The 26,111-nt window shown below is 70.5% G+C and carries 22 protein-coding genes; 7 read left to right on the plus strand and 15 right to left on the minus strand.

Features of this window, described 5'->3' with window-relative positions; translation table 11 throughout:
* Nucleotides 1-2: 2 nt before the first annotated feature.
* The 4 genes from ACFWXQ_RS02990 to ACFWXQ_RS03005 all read right to left on the minus strand — a co-directional run bounded on the left by ACFWXQ_RS02990 (nt 3) and on the right by ACFWXQ_RS03005 (nt 5,523).
* Nucleotides 3-1,220, minus strand: coding sequence for a Gfo/Idh/MocA family protein (locus ACFWXQ_RS02990; protein ID WP_383953082.1), 1,218 nt, complete (start codon nt 1,218-1,220; stop codon nt 3-5).
* On the minus strand, nt 1,217-2,017 hold the full coding sequence (locus ACFWXQ_RS02995) for an HpcH/HpaI aldolase/citrate lyase family protein (RefSeq protein ID WP_383953080.1): 801 nt from the start codon (nt 2,015-2,017) through the stop codon (nt 1,217-1,219). Before ACFWXQ_RS02995 ends, ACFWXQ_RS02990 begins: the two co-directional genes overlap by 4 nt.
* A complete protein-coding gene (iolD, locus tag ACFWXQ_RS03000; protein ID WP_383953078.1) occupies nt 2,014-3,990 on the minus strand; it encodes a 3D-(3,5/4)-trihydroxycyclohexane-1,2-dione acylhydrolase (decyclizing) in 1,977 nt (658 codons plus the stop codon). Before iolD ends, ACFWXQ_RS02995 begins: the two co-directional genes overlap by 4 nt.
* Before the next feature lie 90 nt (nt 3,991-4,080).
* Nucleotides 4,081-5,523 carry an aldehyde dehydrogenase family protein gene (locus ACFWXQ_RS03005; RefSeq protein WP_383953076.1) on the minus strand — a complete coding sequence of 481 codons (1,443 nt, stop codon included), beginning with the start codon at nt 5,521-5,523 and terminating at the stop codon, nt 4,081-4,083.
* Between the two features lie 277 nt (nt 5,524-5,800).
* On the opposite strand from ACFWXQ_RS03005, the gene ACFWXQ_RS03010 reads away from it, so the two are divergent.
* Nucleotides 5,801-6,850 carry an LLM class flavin-dependent oxidoreductase gene (locus ACFWXQ_RS03010; RefSeq protein ID WP_383953074.1) on the plus strand — a complete coding sequence of 350 codons (1,050 nt, stop codon included), beginning with the start codon at nt 5,801-5,803 and terminating at the stop codon, nt 6,848-6,850.
* 148 nt (nt 6,851-6,998) lie between these two features.
* On the plus strand, nt 6,999-9,356 hold the full coding sequence (locus tag ACFWXQ_RS03015) for an ATP-binding cassette domain-containing protein (RefSeq protein WP_383953072.1): 2,358 nt from the start codon (nt 6,999-7,001) through the stop codon (nt 9,354-9,356).
* Here ACFWXQ_RS03015 and ACFWXQ_RS03020 read toward each other — a convergent pair.
* The 6 genes from ACFWXQ_RS03020 to ACFWXQ_RS03045 form a co-directional block, all read right to left on the minus strand.
* On the minus strand, nt 9,344-10,855 hold the full coding sequence (locus ACFWXQ_RS03020; RefSeq protein ID WP_383953070.1) for an acyl-CoA synthetase: 1,512 nt from the start codon (nt 10,853-10,855) through the stop codon (nt 9,344-9,346). The two genes, ACFWXQ_RS03015 and ACFWXQ_RS03020, sit on opposite strands and share 13 nt — an antisense overlap.
* 33 nt (nt 10,856-10,888) lie before the next feature.
* Nucleotides 10,889-11,755 (minus strand): lysophospholipid acyltransferase family protein, encoded by an 867-nt coding sequence (locus ACFWXQ_RS03025; RefSeq protein ID WP_386267505.1) that lies wholly within the window; start codon nt 11,753-11,755, stop codon nt 10,889-10,891.
* A gap of 215 nt (nt 11,756-11,970) precedes the next feature.
* The gene (locus ACFWXQ_RS03030) at nt 11,971-12,741 is read right to left on the minus strand and encodes a GNAT family N-acetyltransferase (protein ID WP_386267383.1); all 771 of its coding nucleotides are present in this window, start codon (nt 12,739-12,741) and stop codon (nt 11,971-11,973) included.
* Nucleotides 12,742-13,061: 320 nt separating this feature from the next.
* Nucleotides 13,062-13,811, minus strand: coding sequence for a succinate dehydrogenase/fumarate reductase iron-sulfur subunit (locus ACFWXQ_RS03035; RefSeq protein ID WP_055611311.1), 750 nt, complete (start codon nt 13,809-13,811; stop codon nt 13,062-13,064).
* Nucleotides 13,808-15,760 carry a fumarate reductase/succinate dehydrogenase flavoprotein subunit gene (locus ACFWXQ_RS03040; protein ID WP_383956430.1) on the minus strand — a complete coding sequence of 651 codons (1,953 nt, stop codon included), beginning with the start codon at nt 15,758-15,760 and terminating at the stop codon, nt 13,808-13,810. The genes ACFWXQ_RS03035 and ACFWXQ_RS03040 overlap by 4 nt, the downstream gene beginning before the upstream one ends.
* A gap of 1 nt (nt 15,761) precedes the next feature.
* Nucleotides 15,762-16,469 carry a succinate dehydrogenase gene (locus ACFWXQ_RS03045; protein WP_383956428.1) on the minus strand — a complete coding sequence of 236 codons (708 nt, stop codon included), beginning with the start codon at nt 16,467-16,469 and terminating at the stop codon, nt 15,762-15,764.
* 95 nt (nt 16,470-16,564) lie between these two features.
* Between ACFWXQ_RS03045 and ACFWXQ_RS03050 the strand changes: the two genes are divergently transcribed.
* Nucleotides 16,565-17,449 carry a LysR family transcriptional regulator gene (locus tag ACFWXQ_RS03050; RefSeq protein WP_383956425.1) on the plus strand — a complete coding sequence of 295 codons (885 nt, stop codon included), beginning with the start codon at nt 16,565-16,567 and terminating at the stop codon, nt 17,447-17,449.
* A gap of 270 nt (nt 17,450-17,719) precedes the next feature.
* Here the strand turns inward: ACFWXQ_RS03050 and ACFWXQ_RS03055 are convergent, their stop codons facing one another.
* From ACFWXQ_RS03055 to ACFWXQ_RS03070, 4 genes are all read right to left on the minus strand, one after another.
* On the minus strand, nt 17,720-19,855 hold the full coding sequence (locus tag ACFWXQ_RS03055) for a putative bifunctional diguanylate cyclase/phosphodiesterase (protein ID WP_384097270.1): 2,136 nt from the start codon (nt 19,853-19,855) through the stop codon (nt 17,720-17,722).
* Nucleotides 19,852-20,664 (minus strand): SAM-dependent methyltransferase, encoded by an 813-nt coding sequence (locus ACFWXQ_RS03060; protein ID WP_383946227.1) that lies wholly within the window; start codon nt 20,662-20,664, stop codon nt 19,852-19,854. The genes ACFWXQ_RS03055 and ACFWXQ_RS03060 overlap by 4 nt, the downstream gene beginning before the upstream one ends.
* Nucleotides 20,665-21,045: 381 nt before the next feature.
* Complete coding sequence (locus ACFWXQ_RS03065; protein WP_383946230.1) at nt 21,046-22,035, minus strand: SCO0930 family lipoprotein; 990 nt, start codon at nt 22,033-22,035, stop codon at nt 21,046-21,048.
* 279 nt (nt 22,036-22,314) lie between these two features.
* Nucleotides 22,315-22,485: a hypothetical protein gene (locus ACFWXQ_RS03070; RefSeq protein ID WP_383946233.1), complete on the minus strand. Its 171-nt coding sequence runs from the start codon at nt 22,483-22,485 to the stop codon at nt 22,315-22,317.
* Between the two features lie 280 nt (nt 22,486-22,765).
* Here ACFWXQ_RS03070 and ACFWXQ_RS03075 point away from each other — a divergent pair, with 280 nt between their 5' ends.
* From ACFWXQ_RS03075 to ACFWXQ_RS03085, 3 genes are all read left to right on the plus strand, one after another.
* Nucleotides 22,766-22,921, plus strand: a complete 156-nt coding sequence (locus tag ACFWXQ_RS03075) for a hypothetical protein (RefSeq protein ID WP_383946236.1) — start codon at nt 22,766-22,768, stop codon at nt 22,919-22,921.
* Between the two features lie 16 nt (nt 22,922-22,937).
* Complete coding sequence (locus ACFWXQ_RS03080; protein WP_383946239.1) at nt 22,938-23,702, plus strand: hypothetical protein; 765 nt, start codon at nt 22,938-22,940, stop codon at nt 23,700-23,702.
* Between the two features lie 221 nt (nt 23,703-23,923).
* Complete coding sequence (locus tag ACFWXQ_RS03085) at nt 23,924-24,445, plus strand: hypothetical protein (protein WP_383946242.1); 522 nt, start codon at nt 23,924-23,926, stop codon at nt 24,443-24,445.
* A 93-nt stretch (nt 24,446-24,538) separates the two neighbouring features.
* Here ACFWXQ_RS03085 and ACFWXQ_RS03090 read toward each other — a convergent pair whose 3' ends face one another.
* Nucleotides 24,539-25,024 carry a hypothetical protein gene (locus ACFWXQ_RS03090; protein WP_383946245.1) on the minus strand — a complete coding sequence of 162 codons (486 nt, stop codon included), beginning with the start codon at nt 25,022-25,024 and terminating at the stop codon, nt 24,539-24,541.
* Nucleotides 25,025-25,356: 332 nt separating this feature from the next.
* Here ACFWXQ_RS03090 and ACFWXQ_RS03095 point away from each other — a divergent pair, with 332 nt between their 5' ends.
* Nucleotides 25,357-26,025 carry a class F sortase gene (locus ACFWXQ_RS03095; RefSeq protein WP_383946297.1) on the plus strand — a complete coding sequence of 223 codons (669 nt, stop codon included), beginning with the start codon at nt 25,357-25,359 and terminating at the stop codon, nt 26,023-26,025.
* Nucleotides 26,026-26,111 lie beyond the last annotated feature (86 nt).

Consider the following 26,111-nt stretch of genomic DNA (forward strand, 5'->3'; position numbering starts at 1 on the left):
GATCAGCTCCGTGCCTGGTGGCCGAAGGTCGCGCCGACGACGTCCGGCACCGGCTCCCAGGCGCCGCTCTCGGCGGAGACGGCGGCGGCGGAGATCACCTCGGCGACGGCGTGCGCGTCGTCGATCGTGGAGTTGTGGTGCTCGATGCCGGCCACGGCGGCGAGGAACTTCTTCGCCTCGATGACCTTCAGGTCGTCGTAGCCCATGCTGTTGCCGGGGCCGGGCTGGAAGCTGGCGTAGTCGCCCATGTGGCCGTTGCCGAGCACGGTGGTGTAGCCCTGGTGCGGGCCACTGCGGTCGAGGGCGACGCGCAGCTCGTTCATCCGCTCGAAGTTCCAGGTGAGCGAGCCGTCGGTGCCGTAGATCTCGAAGCCGATGCCGCACTGCGGGCCGACGATGGTGCGGGACGCCTCCAGCGTGCCGACGGCGTCTCCGTGGAAGCGGACGAGGGCGGCGGTGTAGTCGTCGTTCTCGACCTGTGCCATCTCGCCGTCCTCGATGACGGCGAAGTGCGTGCCCGAGCCCATCGGGAGGATCGGGCGCTCGGTGTAGACGGTGCTGGTGAGCGCGGAGACCTCGCGGATCGGGGCGACAACGTAACTGACCAGGTCCACGACGTGGCTCATCAGGTCGCCCAGTGCGCCGTGTCCGGCCAGTTCCCGCTTGAAGCGCCAGGACAGGGCGCCCTTGGGTTCGGAGGCGTAGCCGGAGAAGAACGTGGCGCGCACGTTGGTGACGCGGCCCAGTCTTCCCTCGGCGACGAGCTGCCTGGCCCGCTCGACCGCGGGGGCGTGGCGGTAGTTGTAGCCGATGGACGTCACCACTCCGGCGGTGCGGGCCGCGGCGGCGACCTCGGCGGTCTCCTCGGCGCCGCGTCCGACGGGCTTCTCGATCCAGAAGGGCTTGCCCGCTTTGGCGGCGGCGATGCCTATCTCGTGGTGGAGCATATTCGGCGCACAGATGGAGACGACCTCGACGTCCGGGTCGTCCAGTACGGCGCGGTAGTCGGTGCCCGCCTTCTCGTAGCCGAGTACGTCACGGGCGTAGGCCGCGCGGTCCTCGGCCGTGTCCGCCGCGTGAACGAGCCGGGGCTTGAGGCCCAGTTCGGGGTAGACGGAGGGGAGTGCCTGGTAGGCGCGGCTGTGCAGCTTGCCCATCCAGCCGACGCTGATCAGTCCGACGCCGATCTCGCGTGCGGCGCCCGAGGGGGTCGTGGTCATGAGTGTGTCTCCTGGTGGTCCCGGGGCTCCGGCCTGCCCTCGCCGAGGGCGGCGGACAGGGCGGCTGCGAGCAGGGTCGAGTCGGATCCGATGGCGATGAAGGTCCAGCCCTCGGCGCGTTTTGCGGCGGCCGCCGGGCCGTCGGGTACGAGGAGTCCGCACGCCTTGCCGTGTGCGGCGGCGGCCTTGCGTACGCGTTCCAGGGCCTCGCGGTAGACCGGGGCCGCGAAGTCGCCCGGCACGCCGAGGTCGTGGCTGAGGTCGCGGGGGCCGACGAACAGCACGTCGACGCCGTCCAGTGCGGCGATCGCCTCGGCCTCCGCCAGGGCGCTCGCCGACTCGATCTGGACCACGCCGAGGATCTCGCCCTCACGGTCCAGGGCGGCGGAGTCGAGTCCGAAGCGGCAGGCACGGTTGTACGTGGCCACGCCCCGGTCGCCCGCGGGCGGGTAACGCAAGTGCCGTAGTGCTTCCCGGACTTCGGCCGCCGTGTCGAGGCGCGGCAGCATGATCCCGGCGGCGCCCAGGTCGAGGACGCGGCCGATGCGGATCCGGGCGGCGGACTCGACGCGTACGACGGTCGGGACTCCGTAGGCGGCGGCCACCGGGACGGTCTCGCGGACCTGTTCCTCTCCCCCGGCGCCGTGTTCGAGGTCGAGGAGCAGCCAGTCGGCGCCGGCGGCGGCGCACACCTCGGCCGCGACCGGGGAGGCCATCCCGACGAAGGTGCCCAAGGTGGGCTCTCCCTCGGCGAGCCGGGCGCGCAGTCGGCCGTGGTCGAGCGGTGAGCGGTTCATCCGTACCACCTCTGGGAGGCCAGGCCCTCTTCGTACTCGCCGCGCAGCTGGGCGACCGACTCCTGCTCGGACACCTCGGCGGGTGCCACGTCCCACCACACGCCCGCGCCGGGCAGGTCCGCGTGGGGGACGACGGGTACGACGAGGACGACGGGGCCCGCGTGGTCGCGGGTCTCGGCGAGTGCGGCGCGTACCTCGTCGGCGGTGGTGGCGCGGATGGCGCGGGCGCCGAGTCCCGTCGCGGTCTGGACGAGGTCGACCTTGAGGTAGTCGCCCTCCAGGCGGGCCGGCTTGGTGTCGCCGCCGGCCTCCGCCAGGTGGAGGCCGCCCTCCCGGTAGCGGAACTCGTTGCCGAACTCCCGCCCGTTGCGCAGCATTTGGAGGCGGTGGATGACCTGGTACCCGTGGTTCTCCGGGATCACGACGGTGAGCGGGAGCTTCTCCTGGGCCGCGGTGACCAGTTCGGTCGGCGCCATGAGGAAGGTGCCGTCGCCCAGCAGGGACAGGACGCGCCTGGCCGGGTCGGGGGTGGCGAACCGTACGCCGATCGCGGCGGGCAGTTCGTAGCCCATGCAGGAGAAGCCGAACTCCAGGTGGGCGAAGCGGCCTTCGGTGGCGTCCCACACCTTCTGGAGGTCGCCGGGCGGGCCACCGGCGGCGGCGATGATCGTGTCGCCGGCCTGTGCGTGTTCCTGGAGCAGGCCGATCAACTGGCCCTGGGTGAGCACCGCGTCGGTGTCGCGGACGACGTCCGAGTCGTCCGGCAGGGCCGAGACGTCGAAGGGTGTGTCCGGGTCGAGGGCCGCGGCGCGCCGGGCCCACCAAGTCTCGTGCAGCGCACGGGCCTTGTCCTGCCAGGCCGTGGAGGTGGTGGTGCCGTTCGCGCGGACCGCTTCCGTCAGTGCGGCGAGGGCCCGCTTGGCGTCGGCCACGATCCCGGTGGCGCCCAGGCGGCTCACGTCGTGCACGTTGACGTTGACGGCAGCGAACCGTACGTCCGGGTTCTGGAAGATCGAGTGCGAGGCCGTGGAGAAATCCGTCAGGCGCGAGCCCACGGTCAGCACGAAGTCGGCTTCCCTGGCAAGAGTGTTGACGGCCGGGGTGCCTTCCAGACCGATGCCGCCCAGCTGCCACCAGGCCCGGCGCTGGACCGCGCCCTTGCCCGCGAACGTCTCCGCCACGGGGATCCCCGCCGCGTCGGCCAGCGCCTCCAGCTCCTCGGTGGCACCGGAGTACACGACACCGCCACCGGCGATGATCAGCGGCTTCTGCGCCTCGGCGAGCATCCGCGCCACCGCGGCGACCTCGTCGGCGTCCGCCGCGGGCCGCCGGATCGGCCAGTCGCGCTCGGCGAAGAACTCCACCGGGTAGTCGTACGCGTGGGACTGGATGTCCTGCGGGAGGGAGACGACGACCGCGCCGGTGTCCACGTCGGTGAGGGCGCGCATCGCCGCGGGCAGCGAGGTGAGCAGCTGCTCGGGCCGGGTGATGCGGTCGAAGAACCGGGAGACGGGCCGGAAGGCGTCGTTGACGGAGGTGTCGGCCTCGACGGGGTGCTGCAACTGCTGGAGTACGGGCCCCTGGTGGCGGGTCGCGTAGGTGTCGCCGGGCAGCAGCAGGACGGGCAGCCGGTTGACGGTCGCGAGTCCGGCGCCGGTGACCATGTTGAGGGCGCCCGGGCCGATGGAGGCGGTGACCGCCAGGGTGGCATGCCGGGTGGACGCCTTGGCGTAGGCCGTCGCGATGTGGACGAGTGCCTGCTCGTTGCGCCCCTGGACGAAGGGGAGTTCGTCGCTGAGCTGGTCCAGCGCCTGGCCGAGTCCTGCCACGTTGCCGTGGCCGAAGATGCCCAGGGCTGCGGGTATCAGACGGCGCCGCTCACCGTCGGCCACGGAGTGCTGGCGGGAGAGGTAGGTGACGAGTGCCTGGGCCACCGTGAGGCGCACGGTGCGCCGGGTCGTCGGGTCAGTCATGGTCGGGCTCCTGTTGGGGAGTTGCCCACGGCCCTCGGGCGGCGTGGATGTCCGGAGTCGGGTGGGGAGTTGAGTCGGAGGGCCGCGAACTCACCAGGGACGGCCGTGCAGCACGATGGTCTTGACCTCGGTCATCTCGCTGACCGCCGCGCGCGGGCCCTCCTTGCCGTAGCCGCTGCCCTTCAGGCCGCCGTACGGCATCAGGTCGGCGCGCCACAGCGGCGTCCAGTTGATGTGCACCGAGCCCGCGTCGATCTCGCGTACGGCCCGGATCGCGCCGGCCACGTCGGAGGTGAACACGCCCGCTCCCAGGCCGTACGCAGTGCCGTTGGCCTGGGCGATCGCGGACTCCCAGTCCGCGGCCGAGCTGACGGCGACGGCGGGTCCGAACAGCTCCTGCTGGCTGAACGCGGAGTCGGGGTGGACGTCGGCCACCACGGCGGGGCTCACGACGGCCCCGTCGCGCTCGCCGCCGGTCAGGATCCGGGCGCCGTCGGTGCCGGCCTGGGCGATGGCCCGCTCCACGCGCTCCGCCTCGGCGGTCGTGATCAGCGTGCCCATCGTCGTCTCGGCGGACGAGGGGTCGCCGGTCCGGATGGCCTTGACCTTGGGGACCAGCGCGTCGAGGAAGTCGGAGGTGACCGAGGGGTGGGTGATGACCCGCTGGACGGAGATGCACACCTGCCCGGCGTTCACATAGCCGCCCAACGCGACCGCGCTCGCGGCGAGTTCGAGGTCCGCGTCCGGCAGGACCACGACCGGGCAGGAGGCGCCCAGTTCGAGGGAGAGCTTCTTCACCCCGGCGACCCGCGCGATGTGCTCGCCGGTGGCGGTGGAACCCGTGAAGGAGATCTTCCGCACCCGGGGGTCCGTGACGAGCAGGTCCCCCAGCACTCCGCCGGAACCGACGAGCACCGAGAGCACGCCCTCGGGAAGCCCTGCGTCGACGAAGCACGAGGCGAGTTCCAGCGCGGTCAGCGGCGTCGAGGTGGCCGGCTTGAGGACGACGGCGTTGCCCGCCGCGAGCGCCGGTGCCAGTTTGTGCAGGACGAGCAGGGCGGGGTAGTTGAAGGGCGTGATCGCCACCACGACACCGCAGGGCTGGCGCAGGGTGAAGCCGACCTTGTCGAAGCCGGTGCCGCGGTTCGCGTCCAGCGGCAGCGTCTCGCCGTAGAGCTGGGTCCCCTCGAAGGCCGCGAGCCGGATCAGGTCGCCGGAGCGCGATGCCTCGCCGGTGGCCTCGGTGATGGTCTTGCCGGACTCCGCGCTGATGGTCTGCGCGATCTTGCCGGCCCGTTCGTCGGCCAGTGCGGCGGCCCTCAGCAGGATGGTCATGCGCTCGTGGGCGGGCGTGCGCCGCCACACCGCGGCTCCTCGTTCGGCCGCGGCCAGGGCCACGTCGACGTCCTCGGGGCCGGCGAGTGCCACGGTGCCGACGGCCGAACCGTCGAAGGGCGACTTCACTTCCCGTGTCCGGCCCGGCCCTGTCGACGCTTGCCACCGGCTTCCGATGAGCAGCTCCGTCGGTGCCATCGCGTTCTCCCTTCAGACATCCGTCAGCTCTGGAACGCGGCTCTCGCGAGACCCCGCGGGTGAGCGGGAGATGGGCGAGGGCCGACGGCCAGGCCGTTTACGTGGGCGCAACGTTAGGTGCGTTCCGGCGGAATGTTGAAGGGGTGGGATCCGTCAATAGACCATCATTGGTCCCATCTTTTTCCCATCATCGGGATCACCCGTCCCGGCGGGCGCGGAAGAAAACAGCGGAACGGCTGTTGAGAGAACAGAGCCCAGTTCTTCCAGCGGAGAGACCATGGTGAACGAGCAGGATCACGAAGCCCGACTGGAGCCGGACCTGGGCTCTCGTCTCGGAGGGACACGGTTCTCCGTCCTCGACCGCTCGCGCACCCGGGAGGGACACGACGCCCCCGAGGCGCTGCGCGACACCGTCGAACTGGCGCGGGAGCTGGAGGGGCTGGGCTACCACCGAATCTGGGTCTCGGAGCATCACGGGGTGCCGGGTGTGGCCGGTTCCGCGCCGACCGTGCTGGCCGCCGCGGTCGCCGCCGCGACCCGCACGATCCGGGTGGGCACGGGCGGGGTGATGCTGCCCAACCATCAGCCCTTGGTGGTGGCCGAGCAGTTCGGTGTCCTTGAGTCCCTGTTCCCCGGCCGCATCGACATGGGCCTCGGCCGTTCCGTCGGGTTCACGGACGGCGTACGGAAGGCGCTGGGCCGGGACAAGGACGTCGCCGACGACTTCGCGGCCCAGCTGGACGAGCTGCTCGGCTGGTTCCGCGGCACCTCCCCGACCGGCGTGCACGCACGCCCCGCCGAGGGCTTGACCGTGCCGCCGTTCGTACTGGCCATGGGCGAGGGCGCGACCATCGCCGCCCGGGCCGGCCTCCCCATGGTGATCGGCGACCTCAGGAACCGCGACAAGATGCGCCGCGGCATCGACCACTACCGCGAGACGTTCCGGCCGTCCGCCTGGGCACGGGAGCCGTACGTGGTCATCTCCGGCACGGTCGCCGTCGCGCGCACGCCGGACGAGGCTCGGCGCCTCCTGGTCCCGGAAGCCTGGTCGATGGCGTACTCACGCACGCACGGCACGTTTCCGCCACTGCCGCCCGCCGAACGCGTCGAGTCGCTGACGATGACGGACAGGGAGCGCGGCTTCTACGAATCCGGTCTCACCGGCCATGTCGTCGGCACGGAGGAGCAGGTTGCTCACGAGCTGGGCATGGTGATCAAGGAGACCGCGGCGGATGAGGTGCTGGTCACGACCAGCACGTACGACCGGGAGGCGCTGGTGGACTCGTATCGGCGGTTGGCGGGGGTTGTGGGGCTGGGCCCCGCCTGAGTTTTCCGCGTCGGTCGTTTCTTGCCTGCGGGCCGTGTTTGGCTGGTCGCGCAATTCCCCGCGCCCCTTTCGGGGCACCCATCTGCACCCTGCCTAGAATCATGGGGTTTGCCCCTGATCGAGGTCATCGTCCCGCTGGAGTCCGCCCATGCACAGCCCCCACGACCCCTACGTCCGTGTGCGTGGTGCCCGTGAGCACAATCTCAAGGGGGTCGATGTCGATGTTCCGCGGGATGTGGTGGCGGTCTTCACGGGGGTGTCGGGGTCCGGGAAGTCGTCGCTCGCATTCGGGACGATCTACGCGGAGGCTCAGCGGCGGTACTTCGAGTCGGTGGCCCCGTATGCGCGGCGGCTGATCCATCAGGTGGGGGCGCCGAAGGTCGGGGACATCTCCGGGCTGCCGCCCGCGGTGTCGTTGCAGCAGCGGCGGTCGACGCCCACCTCTCGCTCTTCGGTGGGTACGGTCACCAATCTCTCCAATTCGCTCCGGATGCTGTTCTCGCGCGCGGGCGACTATCCGGCGGGCGCCGAGCGTCTCGACTCGGACTCCTTCTCGTCGAACACGGCCGTCGGGGCCTGTCCCGAGTGTCATGGGCTCGGTCGGGTGCACCGTACGACCGAGGAGTCGCTGGTCCCCGACCCGTCGCTGTCCATCCGCGAGGGCGCGATCGCCGCGTGGCCGGGTGCCTGGCAGGGCAAGAACCTGCGCGATGTCCTCGACGCGCTGGGGTACGACGTGGACCGGCCCTGGCGCGAACTGCCCGCCGAGCAGCGCGAGTGGATCCTGTTCACGGACGAGCAGCCGGTCGTGACCGTGCATCCGGTGCGGGACGCCGAGCGAATCCAACGCCCGTACCAGGGCACGTACATGAGCGCTCAGCGCTATGTCATGAAGACCTTCTCGGACTCAAAGAGTCAGACGTTGCGGGCGAAGGCCGAGCGGTTTCTGGAGGCCGCGCCCTGTCCGGTGTGCGGTGGCAGTCGGCTGCGGGCCGAGGCGCTCGCGGTGACGTTCGCGGGCCGGACCATCGCGGAGCTGGCCGCGCTGCCGCTCGTCGAACTGGCCGACTCCCTTACCGAGCATGGCGATTCGGAGACCGCTCGCGTCCTCACCGAGGATCTGCTCGCGCGTATCTCGCCCGTCACCGAACTGGGCCTCGGCTATCTCAGCCTCGACCGGGCCACACCCACCCTTTCGGCCGGCGAGCTCCAACGGCTGCGTCTGGCCACTCAGTTGCGGTCCGGTCTCTTCGGGGTCGTGTACGTGCTCGACGAGCCGTCCGCCGGACTGCACCCGGCGGACACGGAGGCGCTGCTGACGGTCCTCGACCGGCTGAAGGCGGCCGGCAACTCGGTGTTCGTCGTGGAGCACCACCTCGATGTCATGCGCGGCGCCGACTGGCTCGTCGACGTGGGGCCTGCGGCGGGCGAGCACGGCGGACAGGTGCTGCACAGCGGCCCGGTGGCGGAGCTGGAGAACGTCACGGAGTCCGCGACGGCCCGGTTCCTCTTCGACCGCTCCCCCGCTCCGGTACGTGAAGTCCGGTCGCCGCGCGGCCAGTTGAAGGTCGGTCCGGTGACACGGCACAACCTGTGTGGCGTGACCGCCGAGTTCCCGCTCGGCGTGCTCACCGCGGTCACCGGCGTCTCCGGCTCGGGCAAGTCCACGCTCATCGGGGAGATCACGGAGGACCTTGCGGGTGTGGGGCGGCTGGTGAGTGTCGACCAGAAGCCGATCGGCCGGACGCCCCGCTCGAACCTGGCGACGTACACGGGACTCTTCGACGTCGTGCGCAAGGTCTTCGCGGCCACTCAGGAGGCGCACCGGCGCGGATACGGCGTGGGGCGGTTCTCGTTCAACGTGGCGGGCGGGCGCTGCGAGACCTGTCAGGGCGAGGGGTTCGTCAGCGTCGAGCTGCTCTTCCTGCCGAGCACCTATGCCCCGTGCCCGGACTGCGGCGGGGCGCGCTACAACCCCGAGACGCTCGAAGTGACGTACAGGGAAAGGAGTATCGCGCAGGTGCTGGACCTGACGGTCGAGGCCGCCGCGGACTTCTTCGCGGACACCCCGGCCGTCGCCCGGAGTCTCGCCGCGCTCCTCGATGTCGGTCTCGGCTATCTGCGGCTCGGCCAGCCGGCGACCGAGCTGTCCGGCGGCGAGGCGCAGCGCATCAAGCTCGCGAGCGAACTCCAGCGCGTACGCCGAGGTCACACGCTCTATCTCCTCGACGAGCCGACGACCGGTCTGCACCCGGCCGATGTCGAGGTCCTGATGCGGCAGTTGCACGGTCTGGTCGACGGCGGGCACAGCGTCGTGGTCGTGGAGCACGACATGGCGGTGGTGGCGGGCGCGGACTGGGTGATCGACCTGGGGCCGGGCGGCGGCGACGCGGGAGGCCGGATCGTGGCGACGGGACCTCCGGCGGAGGTCGCACGGGCGGAGTCGAGCGCCACGGCTCCGTACCTCGCCCGGGTGCTCGGGACCGGGGGCTCTCAGTCCCAATAGGCCTTCCTGAGCTTGGACTTGGCCAGTTTCCCGGTGGGTGTGCGCGGCAGCGCGTCCGTGAAGTCGACGCTGCGGGGCGACTTGTAGTGGGCGATACGGTCGCGGACGAAGTCGAGGAGTTCGCGTTCGAGTTCGGGACCGGGGGCCACGCCGGGGGCGGGCTGGACGACCGCCTTGACCGCCTCGCCCATCTCCGCGTCCGGGACGCCGACGACCGCGACGTCGGTGACCTTGGGGTGCAGGGTCAGACAGTCCTCTATCTCCTGGGGGTAGATGTTCACGCCGCCGGAGATGATCGTGAAGGCCCTGCGGTCGGTGAGGAAGAGGTAGCCGTCCTCGTCGACGTGTCCGATGTCCCCGGTGGTGGTCCAGTTGGGGTGCTCGGGGTGCTGTGCCTCACGGGTGCGCGCGTCGTCGTTGTGGTACCTGAACGGGAGTTCCTCACGCTCGAAGTACACGGTTCCCGTCTCCCCGACGGGCAGCAGCTTGCCGTCCTCGCCGCAGATCCGCAGCTCGCCGAGCAGGCCGCCGCGGCCCACGGACCCCGGCTTGCGCAGCCATTCCTCGGGTCCGATAAAGGTGATCCCGTTGGCTTCCGTCGCCGCGTAGTACTCGTGCAGGACGGCACCCCACCAGGCGATCATCCGCCACTTGACCTCGACGGGGCAGGGCGCGGCGGCGTGGATGGCGACCTTCAGCGACGACACGTCGTACGCGTCCCGCACCTCGCGCGGCAGCTTCAGCATCCGTACGAACATGGTGGGCACCCACTGGCTGTGTGTCACCCGATGCCGTTCGATCGCCGCCAACGCCCCCTGTGGATCAAAGGAGTTCATCAGGACGACCGTGCCGCCGGTCGCCGTGACGACGTAGCAGAAGCGGAGGGGCGCGGCGTGGTAGAGCGGGGCCGGGCAGAGGTAGACGGTGTCCTCGCCGAAGCCGTACATGGGCTGGAAGAGCAGCTGGTACGTGCTCATCACCTCGCGGACGTCGCCCTCGGGGAGCGTCGGCGCGATGCCCTTGGGGCGGCCGGTGGTGCCGGAGGAGTAGAGCATGTCGACGCCGCGGGGCTGGTGGGCCGGGGGTTCGGGTGAGGCGGCGGCCAGCGCCCGCTCGTACGAACCGTCGTCGAAGCCCAGGTGTGACGCCGGACCGGGCGCCAACTCCCGTATCTGCTCCCCGAGTTCGGTGAGCGGGCCGGAGACGACGAGTGCCCTCGCACCGCAATCGCGGACGATGTACGCGGCCTCGTCGGCGGTCAGGTGATGGTTGACGACGGTGAGGTAGAGGCCCGAGCGCAGGGCCGCCCAGTAGACCTCCAGGACGCGGGGGTCGTTGTCGGAGAGGAGCGCCAGATGGTCGCCCGGGCGCAGTCCGGCGGTCCGCAGGTGGTCCGCGAGGCGCAGGGAACGCTCCTCGAGTTCGCCGTAGGTGAGGGTCCGGCCGCCGTCCGCGGTGACGACGGCCGGCCTGGCGGGGTCGTACGCTCCGGGATACATGCGGGGACGGTACCCCGCAGTGATGACGGTGCGTCAGAGGTGTGCATACGCTTCGGAGTTCGCCCTCCTTCGGTGGGCGTCGGCGGTCTCGACGACAACCTTCCCGGTGTGGGCCCCCTTGGTGGTGGCCGTCTCGGCGGCGAGGGCGAGTGTTCGCCGGTCGGGTGCGCTGCCCGCCGGGAGCACCGGCTCCACGCGTACCTCGGCCACGAGGGCGCGGGCCGACACGACCCGCCAGACCGAGGTGAGCAGCGAGTCGCTCCCGACGAACGCGGGCGCGGTGGTCGCCGCTCCCCCGTCGAACCGGTAGTGGAGGTGCACCGGCTGTACGGGCACGGCGGCGTCCAGGGCTGCCTGGAAGGCGGCTCTGCGGAAGCGGCCCTGGGCCCTGCCGCACCAGGTGCTCCCTTCCGGGAAGACCACGACCGCCGATCCGCCGCGCAGGGAGTCCGCGATCCGTTCCACGGTCCTCGGCAGTGCGCGCAGGCGGTCGCGCTGGATGAACAGGGCGCCGCTGCTCGCGGTGAGGACTCCGGCGACGGGCCACTGCCTGATCTCCGCCTTGGCGAGCATCCGGGCGGGGCGGACGGCGGCGAGCAGGGGTATGTCCATCCAGGAGATGTGGTTGGCCACCAGAAGCAGTCCGCCGCCGGGCGGGGCCGCGCCGGTCATCCGCAGCCTCACGCCCGCGGCGCGCACGATCGTCCGGCACCACAGCCGGGTGAGCCGGTCGCGCCACACAGCGGGGAGCCGCCCCACGACCGGGATCAGCGCGATCCCGAAGAGGAGCACGGACAGGAGTGCCGCAAGGCGCAGCAGGGCGCGCGGCACGGCGGCCAGGGACCCCACGGACTCCACGCAGACCCGCGAGCACGGGGCGCTGGGCAGCCACGCGCTCACCGGGGCGGGCGCCGAGGGCACCGCGCCCGGACGTGCCCCTGCCCCGACACGCACCCCGCCGCGCCGTGGGCGCGGTACCTTCCCGGCGCCCGGGAACACCGGAGTGCTCACGCCCGGGCTCACGAGCGTCGTGGTGCCACCACGACGCGGGCGGAGTTTCACGGCCACGCGGGACACACCCGTCGCGCCCATCGCACCCATGCGGGACATGGTGATCACGCCGGCACGAGCGACAGGAAGTGCCGCAGGTAGCGCGGGTTGACCCGGCGCATGGACAGCAGCACGTACAGGTCGGCGACGCCGAAGTCGGGGTCGTGAGCCGGCTCCGCGCAGACCCAGGCGCCGAGGCGGAGGTAGCCGCGCAGGAGCGGGGGCAGTTCGGTGCGGGCGGGACGGGCGACGCCCTCGGCGCTCCACGGAAGCAGCGGCCGTACCCGGTACTCCTCGGGCGCCAGGTGCTTCTCCCGCACCCGGTCCCAGGTGCCCGCGGCGAGCGTCCCGCCGTCGGCGAGCGGGATGGAGCAGCAGCCCGCCAGCCACTCGTGGCCGCCGTCGACCATGTAGCGGGCGATCCCGGCCCATATGAGACCGATGACCGCGCCGTCGCGGTGGTCGGGGTGGACGCAGGAGCGGCCGACCTCGACGAGCCCGGAGCGGATTCCGGCCAGCGGTCCGAGGTCGAACTCGCCCTCCGAGTAGAGCCGTCCGGCGACCGCGGCACGGTCGGGCGGCAGCAGCCGGTAGGTGCCGACCACCTGCCCGTTCGTGGTGTCGCGTACGAGCAGGTGGTCGCAGTACGCGTCGAAGGAGTCGACGTCCAGGCCCGGCTGCGAGGAGGAGAGCAACGCGCCCATCTCCCCGGCGAAGACGTCGTGACGCAGCCGCTGGGCGGCGCGGACGTCTGCCTCGTCGCGGGCGAGGGTGACGGTGTAGCGGGTGGGGGCCGTCGACAGTGGGGGGCTGTCGAGCGTGGAAACGCCGGTCATGGCACTCTCCTGGTCACGGGCCGGTTCAGCGGAGCGGCGCGGCGGACCGAAACGAACGGTCCGTGCGCTCCTGTTCTTCCGACGCCGGCTGACCGGCGAGTAACCCCCGGAGAGAGACCGGGTGTGAGCTTGTTGAATGCCAGGGGTGCCTGGTACGGCCGGGGCTGATTACACCCCGCCCCACTCATCCGCACCTTAGGCGAACGCCCACTAAAGCCCCCGTAAGACCGCGGCAAACCGCGCCCCTTCAGGGGCGCGGGGAACTGCGCGACCAGCCACATCGGACCCGCAGCCCGCAAACAACCACGGCCCCTACGGCGCTACCTCTTTCCGGCCTTCCGAGTAGCCCGCAGCCACTCCTTGTTCATCCCCGTGATGGAGACCAGCGGGATCCCCTTGGGGCAAGCCGTGGCACACTCCCCCGCAAGCGTGCACCCACCGAACCCCTCCTCATCCATCTGCGCCACCATGTCGAGCACCCGCGTCTCCCGCTCCGGCGCACCCTGCGGCAGCACGTTCAGATGGTTGATCTTCGCCGAGGTGAAGAGCATCGCCGCCCCGTTCGGGCAGGCCGCCACACACGCCCCGCAGCCGATGCACTCGGCGTGCTCGAAGGCGAAGTCGGCGTCCGGCTTGGGCACCGGCGTGGCATGCGCCTCCGGCGCGGCCCCCGTCGGCGCGGTGACATACCCGCCGGCCTGGATGATCCGGTCGAAGGCGGACCGGTCGACGACGAGGTCCTTGACGACCGGGAAGGCGGAGGCCCGCCACGGCTCGATGTCGATCGTGTCGCCGTCCTCGAAGGACCGCATGTGCAGCTGGCAGGAGGTCGTACGCTCCGGCCCGTGCGCGTCGCCGTTGATGACGAGCGAGCACGCGCCGCAGATGCCCTCACGGCAGTCGTGGTCGAAGGCGACCGGGTCCTCGCCCTTGAGGATGAGCTCCTCGTTGAGGGTGTCCAGCATCTCCAGGAAGGACATGTCGGCCGAGATGTCGTCCACTTCGTACGTGGACATCGCTCCGTCGGCGTCGGCGTTCCGCTGCCGCCAGACGCGCAGGGTGAGCTTCATGCGTAGCTCCGCTGGGTGGGGTGGACGTACTCGAAGACGAGGTCTTCCTTGTGCAGGACGGGGGCTTCGCCGGTCTCGGTGAACTCCCAGGCGGCGGCGTACGAGAACTCCTCGTCCCGCCGCTCCGCCTCCCCGTCCGGGGTCTGGGACTCCTCGCGGAAGTGGCCGCCGCAGGACTCGTCGCGGTGCAGCGCGTCGAGGCACATCAGCTCGGCGAGCTCCAGGTAGTCGACGATGCGGTTGGCCTTCTCCAGCGACTGGTTGAACTCCTCGCCGGTGCCGGGGACCTTGATGCGCCGCCAGAACTCCTCGCGGATCTGCGGGATGCGCTCCAGGGCCTTGCGCAGCCCCGAGTCCGTACGCGCCATTCCGCAGAACTCCCACATCAGCTCGCCGAGTTCGCGGTGGAAGGAGTCGGGGGTGCGGTCGCCGTCGACGGCGAGGAGCAGCCTGAGCCGGTCCTCGGTGTCGGCCAACACCTCCTGGACTACGGGGTGTTCGTCGTCGACCTCCTCGTGGTGCGGGTTGCGGGCGAGGTAGTCGTTGATGGTCGACGGGAGGACGAAGTAGCCGTCGGCGAGGCCCTGCATCAGCGCGGAGGCGCCGAGCCGGTTCGCGCCGTGGTCAGAGAAGTTGGCCTCGCCGATCGCGAAGAGACCCGGGACGGTGGTCTGGAGGTCGTAGTCGACCCAGAGGCCGCCCATCGTGTAGTGCACGGCGGGGTAGATCCGCATCGGCACCTCGTACGGATCCTCGTCGGTGATCCGCTGGTACATGTCGAAGAGGTTGCCGTACTTGGCCTCCACCGCCTTGCGGCCCATGCGCCCGATGGCGTCGGCGAAGTCGAGGTAGACGCCCTGGCCGCCGGGGCCCACTCCCCTGCCCTCGTCGCAGACGTTCTTCGCGGCGCGGGAGGCGATGTCGCGCGGCACGAGGTTGCCGAAGGAGGGGTAGATGCGCTCCAGGTAGTAGTCGCGCTCGTCCTCGGGGATCTCGTTCGCGGGGCGGTTGTCGCCCTTCGCCTTCGGGACCCAGATCCGGCCGTCGTTGCGCAACGACTCGCTCATCAGCGTGAGTTTGGACTGGTGCTCGCCGGTGCGCGGGATGCAGGTGGGGTGGATCTGGGTGAAGCACGGGTTGGCGAAGTAGGCACCGCGCCGGTGGGCCCGCCAGATCGCGGTGGCGTTGGAGTTCATGGCGTTCGTGGAGAGGTAGAAGACGTTGCCGTAGCCACCGCTCGCGAGCACCACGGCGTCCGCGTAGTACGTGTCGATCTTCCCGGTGATCAGATCGCGGGCGACGATGCCGCGGGCCCGTCCGTCGACCACGATCAGGTCGAGCATCTCGGTGCGCGGATGCATCTCGATGTTCCCGGCGGCGATCTGGCGGGACAGCGCCTGGTAGGCGCCCAGCAGGAGCTGCTGGCCCGTCTGTCCGCGGGCGTAGAAGGTGCGGGACACCTGGACGCCGCCGAAGGAACGGGTGTCGAGGAGGCCGCCGTACTCGCGGGCGAAGGGCACGCCCTGCGCGACGCACTGGTCGATGATCTCGACGGAGATCTGGGCGAGCCGGTGGACGTTCGACTCGCGCGCCCTGAAGTCGCCGCCCTTGACGGTGTCGTAGAACAGCCGGTGGATCGAGTCGCCGTCGTTGCGGTAGTTCTTGGCGGCGTTGATGCCGCCCTGCGCGGCGATCGAGTGGGCGCGGCGCGGGGAGTCCTGGTAGCAGAACTGCACGACGTGGTAGCCCTGTTCGGCGAGCGTGGCGCCGGCGGAGCCGCCCGCGAGACCCGTACCGACGACGATCACGGTGTGCTTGCGGCGGTTGGCCGGGTTGACCAGCTTGGCCTCGAAGCGGCGGGTGTCCCAGCGCTCACCGACCGGCCCCTCGGGAGCCTTGGTGTCGACGACCGGCTCTCCGGTCGTGTACTCGGCGAATTCAGCGCTCATGTCAGCTCACCACTCCGGTCATCACGCCCACGGGTACGGCGATGAAGCCCGCCGTCAGCACCACCGCGAGCACGTTGGCGATGGTCTTGAAGGCCCGGTCGCGGGTACGGCTGCCCACGCCGAGAGTCTGTGCCGCGCTCCAGAAGCCGTGCCGTACGTGCAGGCCGAGCGCGAGCACCGCGACGATGTAAATGACGTTGCCGTACCAGGTGGAGAAGGTGTCGATCACGTTCTGGTACGGGTGTCCCGACTGGAAGCCGTCCGGGTGCACGGTGCCGGTCGTCAGGTCGAGGATGTGCCAGACGATGAACAGGCCGAGGATGATCCCGCCCCAGCGCATCGTGCGGGTGGCGTAACTGGCTCGTGGCTTCTTGTGCACGTACTTGGTGGGGCGCGCCCTGATGTCGCGGCGGCTGAGCTGGTACGCGGAGACTGCGTGTGCGACGACGGCGGCGACCAGGACCACGCGGATGATCCACAGCGCCCACTCGTAGTGCAGGAGGGGCTCGCCGATGGTGCGCAGCCAGTGCGCGTAGTGGTTGAACTCGTCCGATCCGAAGAAGATCTTGAGGTTGCCCAGCATGTGGACGACCAGGTACCCCAGCATGATCAGGCCGCTGACGGCCATCACGGTCTTCTTGCCTACGGACGAGTCCCACATGGTGCGCGTCATGGACGGTTTTCGTTCCGTCCGCGTTGCCAGAGCCATGGAACGCACGCTAGGGCCGGGCGGGCCGATCGGTCCAAGACATGGTCCGGCTCGTTTCCATAGGTGCTGGCTATCGTGGGCGTATTCTTGAGGGCATGCAGTTCCAGCAGCTCCAGTACTTCGTGGCCGTCGCCGAGACCCGGCACTTCACCCGGGCCGCCGATCTGGTCCATGTCGCCCAGCCCTCGCTCTCCCAGCAGATCAAGGCGCTGGAGCGGGAGTTGGGCGCCGATCTCTTCCTTCGGGCGCGCGGGAACATCACGCTCACGGACGCGGGCGAGGCGCTGCTGCCGCTGGCCCGCCGCATCCTGGCCGACGCGGACACGGCCCGGCAGGAGGTCCAGGAGCTGGCCCAGCTGCGCAGCGGGCGGGTCCGGCTGGGGGCGACGCCGAGCCTGTGCACGGGGCTGCTGCCGGACGTGCTGCGCGCCTTCCACGACCGGTATCCCGGCATCCGGCTGCTGATCGAGGAGGGCGGCTCGCACGATCTCGTACGGGAGCTCGCGCGCGGGGCGCTCGATCTGGCCCTCGTGGTGCTGCCGCTGCCCTCGCCGTCGCCCGCGCTGACCACGGTGGAGGTGCTGCGGGAGGACCTGGTGGTGGTGTCTTCACCCGAGGCGTCGGCGCCGGGGGGTGGGCGGCGGGCCGTGCGGGTTTCCGACCTGGAGGGTGAGCGGCTGGTGATGTTCCGGCACGGGTACGACCTGCGGGAGCTGACCGTCGCCGCGTGTCGCTCCGCGGGGTTCGAGCCGGATTTCGCGGTGGAGGGTGGGGAGATGGACGCGGTGTTGGGGTTTGTGCGGGCGGGGCTGGGGGTGGCTGTGGTGCCGCGGATGGTCGCTGCGCGGACCGGGCGGGGGTTGCGGGTGACTCCGCTGGCCCGGCCCGGGCTGGCCCGGACCATCGCGTTGGCGCACCGCAGCGATGTGGCTCCGCCTCGGGCGGCTCGGGAGCTTCAGCGGATGCTTCTTGAACGGTGAGCGCCGTTTTGGTGGGGCGCCGTTTGTGAGTGCGGGGTGCGTTGTGGCTGGTCGCGCAGTTCCCCGCGCCCCTGGGTGGGTGGGGGGCGGTGTGGTGTGTCGGGTGCGGGTGAGCTGTGGCTGAGCGCGCAGTTCCCCGCGCCCCTAAAGGCGAAAAGCCAGGGGCGCAGCCCGCTTTTCAGGGGCGCGGGGAACTGCGCGACCAGCCACAGCGCACCCGCACCCCAAAACGGCGCTCCCCGGTACGGCACTCCCGCGAAGCGGCCACGCTCAACCCGTCGCGTCCACCAACGCCAACTCGTGGAGGCGGTCCGGGGGACCCGGGCGGGCGTAGTACCAGCCCTGGGCCGTGTCGCAGCCCAGTATGCGGAGTTGCTCGGCCTGGGCCGCCGTTTCGACGCCCTCGACCGTGACCGCGAGGTCCAGGCTGTGGGCGAGGGAGACGATCCCTTCGACGATCTTGAGGTCGACGGGATCGGCGGGGAACTGCTGCATGCCCTGGGTGAAGGAGCGGTCCAGCTTGAGGATGCTCACCGGCAGGCGACGCAGGTTGGCGAGGTTCGAATAGCCCGTGCCGAAGTCGTCGAGGGCGATGTCGACACCCATCTCGGCAAGCCGGCGCAACGGCTTGAGCAGATCGTCGTCGGCGCCGATCAGCGCGGACTCGGTGACCTCCAGGCAGAGCGAGGACGGTTCGAGTCCGATGCGCTCCAGGATGTCGACCGTGTCGGCGACCAGACCGGGATGGGTCAGCTGGCACGGCGAGAGGTTCACGTTGATGCGCAGCGGACCCGCGTCGGCGTGACGTTCCTGCCACTCACGGGCCTGGCGGACCGACTGCTCCAGGACCCAGCGGCCCAGCGGCACGATCAGTCCGGTGTGCTCGGCGAGCGGGATGAACCGGTCGGGTCCGAGCACACCGTGCTGTGGATGCAGCCAGCGCACGAGAGCCTCGGCGCCGCGCACACTGCCGTCGCCGAGGTGGACGAGCGGCTGGTACTCGATGAAGAACTCGCCCCGGTCCAGGGCCGCGGGCAGCGCCGTGGTGAGCCCGTGCCGGGTGATGGCACGGGCGTCGGCCTCGGGGTCGGCGAGTTCGTAACGGTTGCCGCCCGCCGACTTGGCGCGGTACATCGTGATGTCGGCGCTGCGCAGCACCTCGGCCGGGCCGCGCTCGCCCGCCGGGCCCTCGACTATGCCGATGCTGCCCCGGACGGTCAGTTCCCTGCCGTCGATGCGCACCGGTGTGATCAGGGCGTTCATGATGCGGTCGGCGAGCGCGTCGACCTCGCTCTCCGTGTCGGGCCCGGTCGTCAGGGCGACGAACTCGTCGCCGCCGAGCCGGGCGACCATCTCGCCGGGCGCGGTGGCACAGGACTGCAGCCGGTCGGCGACCTCGACGAGCAGCCGGTCGCCGGCCGCGTGCCCGAGGCTGTCGTTGATGGTCTTGAAGCCGTCGAGGTCGAGGTAGCAGAGACCGAAGCGCATGCCGTCGCCTGCCGCGAGCGCCTTGTCGAGCCGCTCGAAGAACAGCGTCCGGTTGGGCAGTCCGGTGAGCGCGTCGTGTGTGGCCTCGTACCGCAGCCGCAGGTTGAGCAGCCGCCGCTCGGTGGTGTCCTCCATGAGGGCGAGCTGGAACTGGGGCCGGCCGTCCGCGTCACGCAGCAGGGAGACGGTGAGGTTGGTCCACAGGACCGTTCCGTCGGGGCGGTAGAAGGCCTTCTCCACGTGGTAGTGCTCGCGGTCGCCGCGCACCAACTCCTCGTAGAGCCGCCACACTTGGGGCGCGTCCTCGGGGTGGGTCCAGTCGGTGACGTTGCGGCCGCGCATCAGCTGCTCGGTGCCGCCGAACATGCGCAGCAGGGCGTTGTTCACCTGCAGGATGTTGCCGTCGAGGTCGGCGACGCCGATGCCTATCGCGGCGCCCTCGAAGACCGCGCGGAAGCGTGCCTCGGTGGCGTGCAGCGCGTCCGCCACGACGCCCTGGGCCTGGAGGGCGGCGCGCGCGATGGACTCCTGCTCGGCCAGCGTCCGTTCCCGCAGCGCGTGCGCGAACCCGGCCGCCATGGCGTGCTGCAGCCGCGAGGAGCGGGCGCGCAGGGCCTCCTGGGATCCGTCGCCGCCGCAGTAGAGCACCAGATAGGCGTCGACGCAGTCGAGTGTGCGGCTGAGCGCCTCGGGTTCGGTGCAGTGCGCGTCGATGAGTGCGGCGCCGACGGCCTGGCCCTCGGCCGCGTCGAACGTCCTGGCCCGCAGCGCCTCACTGAGCCGCCGGGCGAGCGGCACCAGGCGCTGCTCGAACTCCGGCCGGGTCAGCGATGTCGCGGTCGCCGGGAACACGGCCCGGCTCCAGATCGTCGCGAACCTGCGCAGTCTGTCCTCCGGCCCGTCCGGCTCGGCGGTCACGCCTTGCGCCCCACGCCCGCGAAACCCGAGTAGGAATAAGGATCCTCGTCCTCGGACGCCGAGTCGGGCCGCCATTTCGCCATCGGCACCAGTCCGGGTTCCACCATGTCGTACCCCTCGAAGAACCGCGCGACGTCCTCGCGCGAGCGCATGATCAGCGGGTTGCGGATGTCCTTGTAGACGTCGACGGCGCCCTCGGCCCGCTCCTGGGGGAGCGGAAGTCCCTCGTACGAGGCGTGCGAGACGACGAACAGGCTGCCGGGCGCCACCGCGTCCCTCAGCTCTGCCACCGCCCCGTACGGGTCGTCCGTGTCCTCCACGAAGTGAAGTATGGCAACGAGAAGGAGTGCGACTGGCTGATTCAGGTCTATCAGGCGCTGAACCTGAGGACTCGCCAGGATCTCCCGGGGCTTGCGGAGGTCGGCGGTGACCACGCCCGCGTCCTCGTTTCCGGCCAGGACGGCCGTGCTGTGCGCGACGGCGACGGGGTCGTGGTCGACGTACATGACGCGTGCGCCCGGGCGGGCGCTCTGAGCCACCTCGTGGACGTTCCCGAAGGTGGGGATGCCCGAACCGATGTCGAGGAACTGGGAGATGCCCTCGTCGGCCGCGAAGCGCACGGCGCGGCGCAGGAACGCGCGGTTCGCCTGCATGATCTTGGGAAGTCCCGGCATGAACTCCATGGCCCGGCGCGCGGCTTCCCGGTCGACCTCGAAATTGTGCGATCCGCCCAGGTAGTAGTCGTAGACGCGGCTCACGCTGGGCACCGAGATGTCGATGCCACGCGGGGCCCAGGCGGGACGCTCCATCTATCTCTCCAAGGCGTAGACGATCCGGTGTTCGAGCTGAGGCTACTGATCGCCCGCCAAAGGAGCGAGCAGAAACGGAAATTGACCGTCCGTTCCACGTCACTGCCTCCGGCACGTGCCGAATTGGCCACCTTGCGAAATCGCACCGAAGCATTCCAAAGAGTTCCGGGAAAACTGCGCAGCGTTACGAAGGAGCGTGCGGAAAACCGTTCACGCGACCGGATCCGGCCGGATGTGAAAAAGCCGCTTCGCCCCCTCCGTGTGGTGCGGAGGGGGCGAACCGGTGGTTCTACACACGTTTTCCGAACTTTCGGCACTCGCCTTCTCTGTGCGTTCACGTTCTCCGTGCGTTCACAACTCTGTCTGGTTGCTTCGGGCGGGCTACTTCGGCTTGCCGAGCGGCTTGCCCTCCGGGGAGATGGCGTACCACGTGCCACCGACGCCCTGGCCGTTGGTGTCACCGGGCTTCTTGTCGCCCGCGAAGGTGTAGAGCGGCCAGCAGTCGATGCTCTGCTGCTTCAGGCCGTCCGGACGGTTGTTGACGACGTAGCCGCGCCGTCCGTCGTTCTTGTTGTCGATGCCCTTGGTGTCGGCGGCGTCGACCGGCGCGACGACCGGCCACTTCTCCAGGCACTCGCCGACACAGTTCGACTTCATCGGCCAGGGGACGTCCTTCTCGAACCGGTAGACCGTCATGCCGTTCTTGTCGACGACGACCTCACCGAGCTCGGGGTCGTTGCGGGTCGACAGACCCGGCAGGTCGGCGGCTTCCGCGCTGCCGCCGGCCGCGGCCTCTCCACCACCGGAGGCCTTCTTGCCGTCGGGGGCCGTCGCGTACCAAGTGCCGCCCACACCCTGGCCGTTGGTGTCACCGGCCTTGGTGTCCTTCGCGAACCGGTACAGCGGCCAGCCCTCGTAGGTCAGCTGCTTGGTGCCGTCGGTACGGGTGACCTCGCCGAGCAGGGTCTTGTCAATGCCGATCGGCGCGGTGGCGCCCGAGGCCGGAACCGGAGGCCAGGCAGTGGCGCAGTCGCCGTCACAGTTCGACTTCGGCGGCTCGGCGGTGTCCTTGTCGAAGCGGTAGAGCGTCATGCCCGCGCTGTCCGTGACGACCTCACCGAGCTTGTCGGTGTCCGCCACGGCAAGCTGTCCGGCGCTCTGCGTCTGGGCACCGGCATTGGCACCGGTGTTGGCGCCGGTGCTCGGGCTGGCCGCGGCCCCCGCCGAGCCGTAACCGTTGGCCGCGGGCGCCGCGCCCACGTTCTGGCTGCCGGTCGAGGTGTCCGCCTTGTCCTGACCGCACGCCGTCGTCAGCACCAGCACTGCCGCAGCTGACGCTACGAGTGAGGCGCTCCGCCAGGAGGTCTTCATTGGTAACTCCCGCTGTCTGCTTAGGTGTTGCGGCGCTGATCCACACCGCGTATGGCCCTAGGTACGGGCGGGGGTGCGGTGAGTGTTCAAAGCGCGCACAAATTTCTTTCTGGTAACGCCCGGGAAGCCTGCTTTTGGTGGGGCCCGGGAGGCCGGTTGCGGCGCGCGACGGCAAGGGCGTGAGCCGCTTGTCCCTCCTTCGGGGCAACCTGGGCGCACTCTCGCGCGCGCGAGCGCGTGGGCACCGATGATCTCCGTCGTGCCTGGACCACTACGAACTCAGCCACGGACCCGATGCGCCCTCGTCATACGCCTGCTGATGCTGCTCGCGCTGACCTGGATCGCGGGTGGCGCGCCCGCTCCGGCGGCCGCCGACTCCTGCGCGTACGCCGCCACGGGACCCGACGGAAACGGCACGGTGGCGGTGGCCGTCGCGGGGACCTGCCCCACGCCGACACCGACCCCGACCCCGACACCAACGCCGACCCCTCCGTGCCCGACTCCGGAACCGCCCCCTCCGCCGAAGCCCCCGCCCAAGCCGACTCCGACGCCCACCCCGACGCCCACCCCGACACCCGACCCGCCGCCTCCCCCACCGCGGCCCTCCCCCGCCCCGCCGACCGTGCGACCGCCGGCGCCCGCCCCACCACGGCCGGCCCCCGTCGTACCGCGTCCGGCGGCTCCCGTGCCGGCTCCGAAGCCCACTCCGACACCGACACCGACCCCCACCGTGCGCCCCAGCCCCTCGCCGACTCCGGTGAGTTATCCGCCGTACCGCGTCAGGGCGCGCAAGGCCCCGCCCCGCGGCGGTCCGTCCCTGGTGTCGCTCACTCTGCTCATCACCGCGCCCGCCGTCCTCGCCGCCGCCGCGCTGCGCCCGCGCTGACCCCTGGAGGAATCCCTTGTCGGAATGGCTTGTTCTCGCCCTCGCGATGGCGGCGGCCAGCGTCGTCGTCCTCATCGTCACCGTCGTCCGGCACCACACCGCCGCCGAGGACGACGATCCGTCCGATACCCCGGACGTGATCGAGTACATGACGATGATGATCGGCGTGGTGTACGCCATCGTGCTCGGCCTGGCCATCGCCGGTGTCTGGGAGGCGCGGGGCGTCGCCCAGGATCACGTCCAGAACGAGGCGAACGCGCTGCACGAGATCTCCGAGCGCGTACGGGTGTACCCGCCAGACGTCCGCGACCGCATCCGGGACGACGTCAACGTCTATGTCGGCCACGTCGTCACCACCGAGTGGAAGGCCATGGCCGACGACGGCAAGGTCACCGAGCAGGGTACGAAGCTGCTGGCGAAGATCCGCAACGACGTCACCGACTACGAGCCGAAGACGGACTTCGAGGCCCAGGCCTACCAGCCGCTCCTCGACCAGGTCACCGCGGCCGACGCGGCGCGAACGGCCCGCGCGGATGCCACGGCCCCGACCATGCCGGGCGTCGTGTGGTTCGGCCTGATCACCGGAGCCGTGGTCACCGTCGGGCTGATCTTCGCGCTGCAGATCCGCCGCACCCTGCGCGAGGTGATCCTGGCGGGCCTGTTCGCCGCCCTGATCGCCTTCCTGCTCTTCCTGATCTGGGACTTCGACGCTCCCTACAGCCGCGGGATCACGGCGACGGCCGATCCGTTCCTGACGCTGTTCCCGAAGGCCGGTGAGTGACGGACCCCTACGAGCCCGCTCCACCGGGGGACGGACGCCACGCCGCGCCCGTCCCCCAACCGCACGCATCGGATACCCGGTTCGGCCCACACGGTTGCCCCATTCGCGCGACTGCGATCGCGCCGGCGCCCGCACCTTCCTAGCGTTTCGATCATCGAGGTGCATGTACGGCGCAGCGGAAAAGGTCCGCGGCTGCGCCTCGGGGACCCGGAGGACTCACCATGCGCGCGATACGCGTCGCTTGTGCCGCACTGCTGGGCATGACCGCCCTGACCCTCACCGCACCCGTCGCCGCCGCCCGGGACGACGGCGAGCGCAACATCACCTCGTTCGGCTTCAACGTCTCGCCCACGACCATCGCCGCGGGCGGGCGCGTCTCGCTGTCCGTCAACGGCTGCAAGTCGGACACCAAGGTCTCCTCGGGCGTCTTCGACACGGTGACGATCCCCAAAGGACAGGGCTCCGCCACGGCCACCGTCGACTGGGACGCCAAGCCCGGCGCGGTGTACGAGGTGACGTTCCAGTGCGGGAACGAGTCAGGCCACACGGACCTCACCATCGCCACCGGCCGCCCCAGCGAGCCGACGCACACCCCCGTCCACCGGGGCGTCAAGGCGGGCGTCGGCGGCGGCGCGGGCGGCTTCGACCTGAGTGAGATCGGCCTCGGAGCCGCGCTCATCGCGGGCTCGGTCGGCGCGGCGTACTACTGGTCGCGGCGGCGCACCGGCGAGCACGGCGGCTGACGCACCCGACACACCGGCCGGACGCCACCGGACGCACCGGACAGCCCTTCGCCCCGGAACCCTTGAGGGTCCGGGGCGAAGGGCTGTTCACGCTCAGATCTTGTTCTCGGAGCGGCGGCGCATCCAGAACACCCCGCCGCCGATGAGGGCGAGGCCGACGAGGCCACCGCCGATCGCGATGTCCGCCGGAGTGGCACCGATGGAGCTGCTGCCACCGAGACCGCCTCGGACACCACCGATGACGGTGAAGGCCTGCGGCTTGGTGAGGGTCTTGCCACTGCAGTGGACCGTGATGTCGTACGAGCCCGGGTTGGCCGAGCTGTTGATGGTGGCGGTCCCCTTCGAGGTCTCGTTGTTGCCGCCGACGGGCGAGAGTCTGGCCTGCGGGAACGCCGTCGACGTCATGGAGCCGCCGTTCGGGCAGCCGTCCACGCTGACCGACAGCTGGCCTCCCCGGGCGATGACGCTGGGCGTGGTGGTGATGTTGCTCGGGTTGTCCCAGGCCGCGGCCGTGGGAGCGGCGAGTCCGACGGCGGCGAACGCCACCGCAGAGACCGCCAGGGCACGATTGGTACGCATGTGATCCTCCGCGGAAGGCGCCCCGGGAACCGTCCCCGAGTCGATCGGCGAGAAAACGCCTCCCAGACAGACCCTCAGTTGCCGTGCACAGGGCCGCATTTCGAGAATGCTCCGTACCGGTGAGAGGACACGCCGACAGAAAGGAACACAATCGGATATTGCCGCAGGTCACGGACTGTCAGAAATTTCCTGGCGATGGCAACTCGGATGGCGCACGGCAGTCCGCTCCGCCACCCGTTCGCGCTTCTCCCGTCGCCCTGTGCGCGCACTGCGCTTAGCGTTCTCGTATGCGCGACGGACGTGGCGACGGCCACGTCGAGAGGGGATTGCGAATGTTCGTGTCCGAGCTGGCGGAAGAGGAGGAGCGCCCCAGGAGGCGCGCTCCTTGGGGCGTGATAGCGCTTGTCCTGCTGACCGGCCTCGCTCTCATTCGGAATGGTTCGGGAGAGTTCGACGTCGGGCCCCCGCAGCCCGCGACGGCCGCCGCCGCGGACAGCAACCGCGCCACCGACAACACGATGCGCACGGGCGTTCCGGCCCCCCTGTCGTTCTCGGTGGCCGACCGCATCAGCATCCCGGCGATCCGGGTGGACGCCCCCGTCACACCCGTGGGCCTCGACATGGAGGGCTGGGTGGACGCGCCGCCGCCGGAGGACCCGAACCTCGCGGGCTGGTTCTCGGGCGCGGTCTCGCCCGGCGAGAAGGGCACGGCCGTCATGGTCGGCCACGTCGACAACCGACAGGGCCCCGCCGTCTTCTACGGACTCGGGGCCCTGAAAAAGGGACATCGCGTGGATGTCCTGCGCAAGGACGGAAAGACCGCCGTGTTCGAGATCTACGGCATCGAGGTCTTCGAGAAGAACAACTTCCCCGGAGACCGTGTCTACGGGAACACCGGAACCCCCGAGATTCGCGTCATCACCTGCGGGGGCGGTTTCTCCAAGCAGAACGGCTACGACGGGAACGTCGTCGTGTTCGCCCGCCTGATCGAGGTTCGCTGAGCGTTCCCCGGCCGGGCGGGCGGCATCCCGCGAAAGCTCGTGAAATCCCGCGGAGTTCCACGGAATCCTTGCGGTTCCGTGGAACT

It is taken from the genome of Streptomyces sp. NPDC058697 (assembly GCF_042715345.1).
Lineage (GTDB): Bacteria > Actinomycetota > Actinomycetes > Streptomycetales > Streptomycetaceae > Streptomyces > Streptomyces liliifuscus.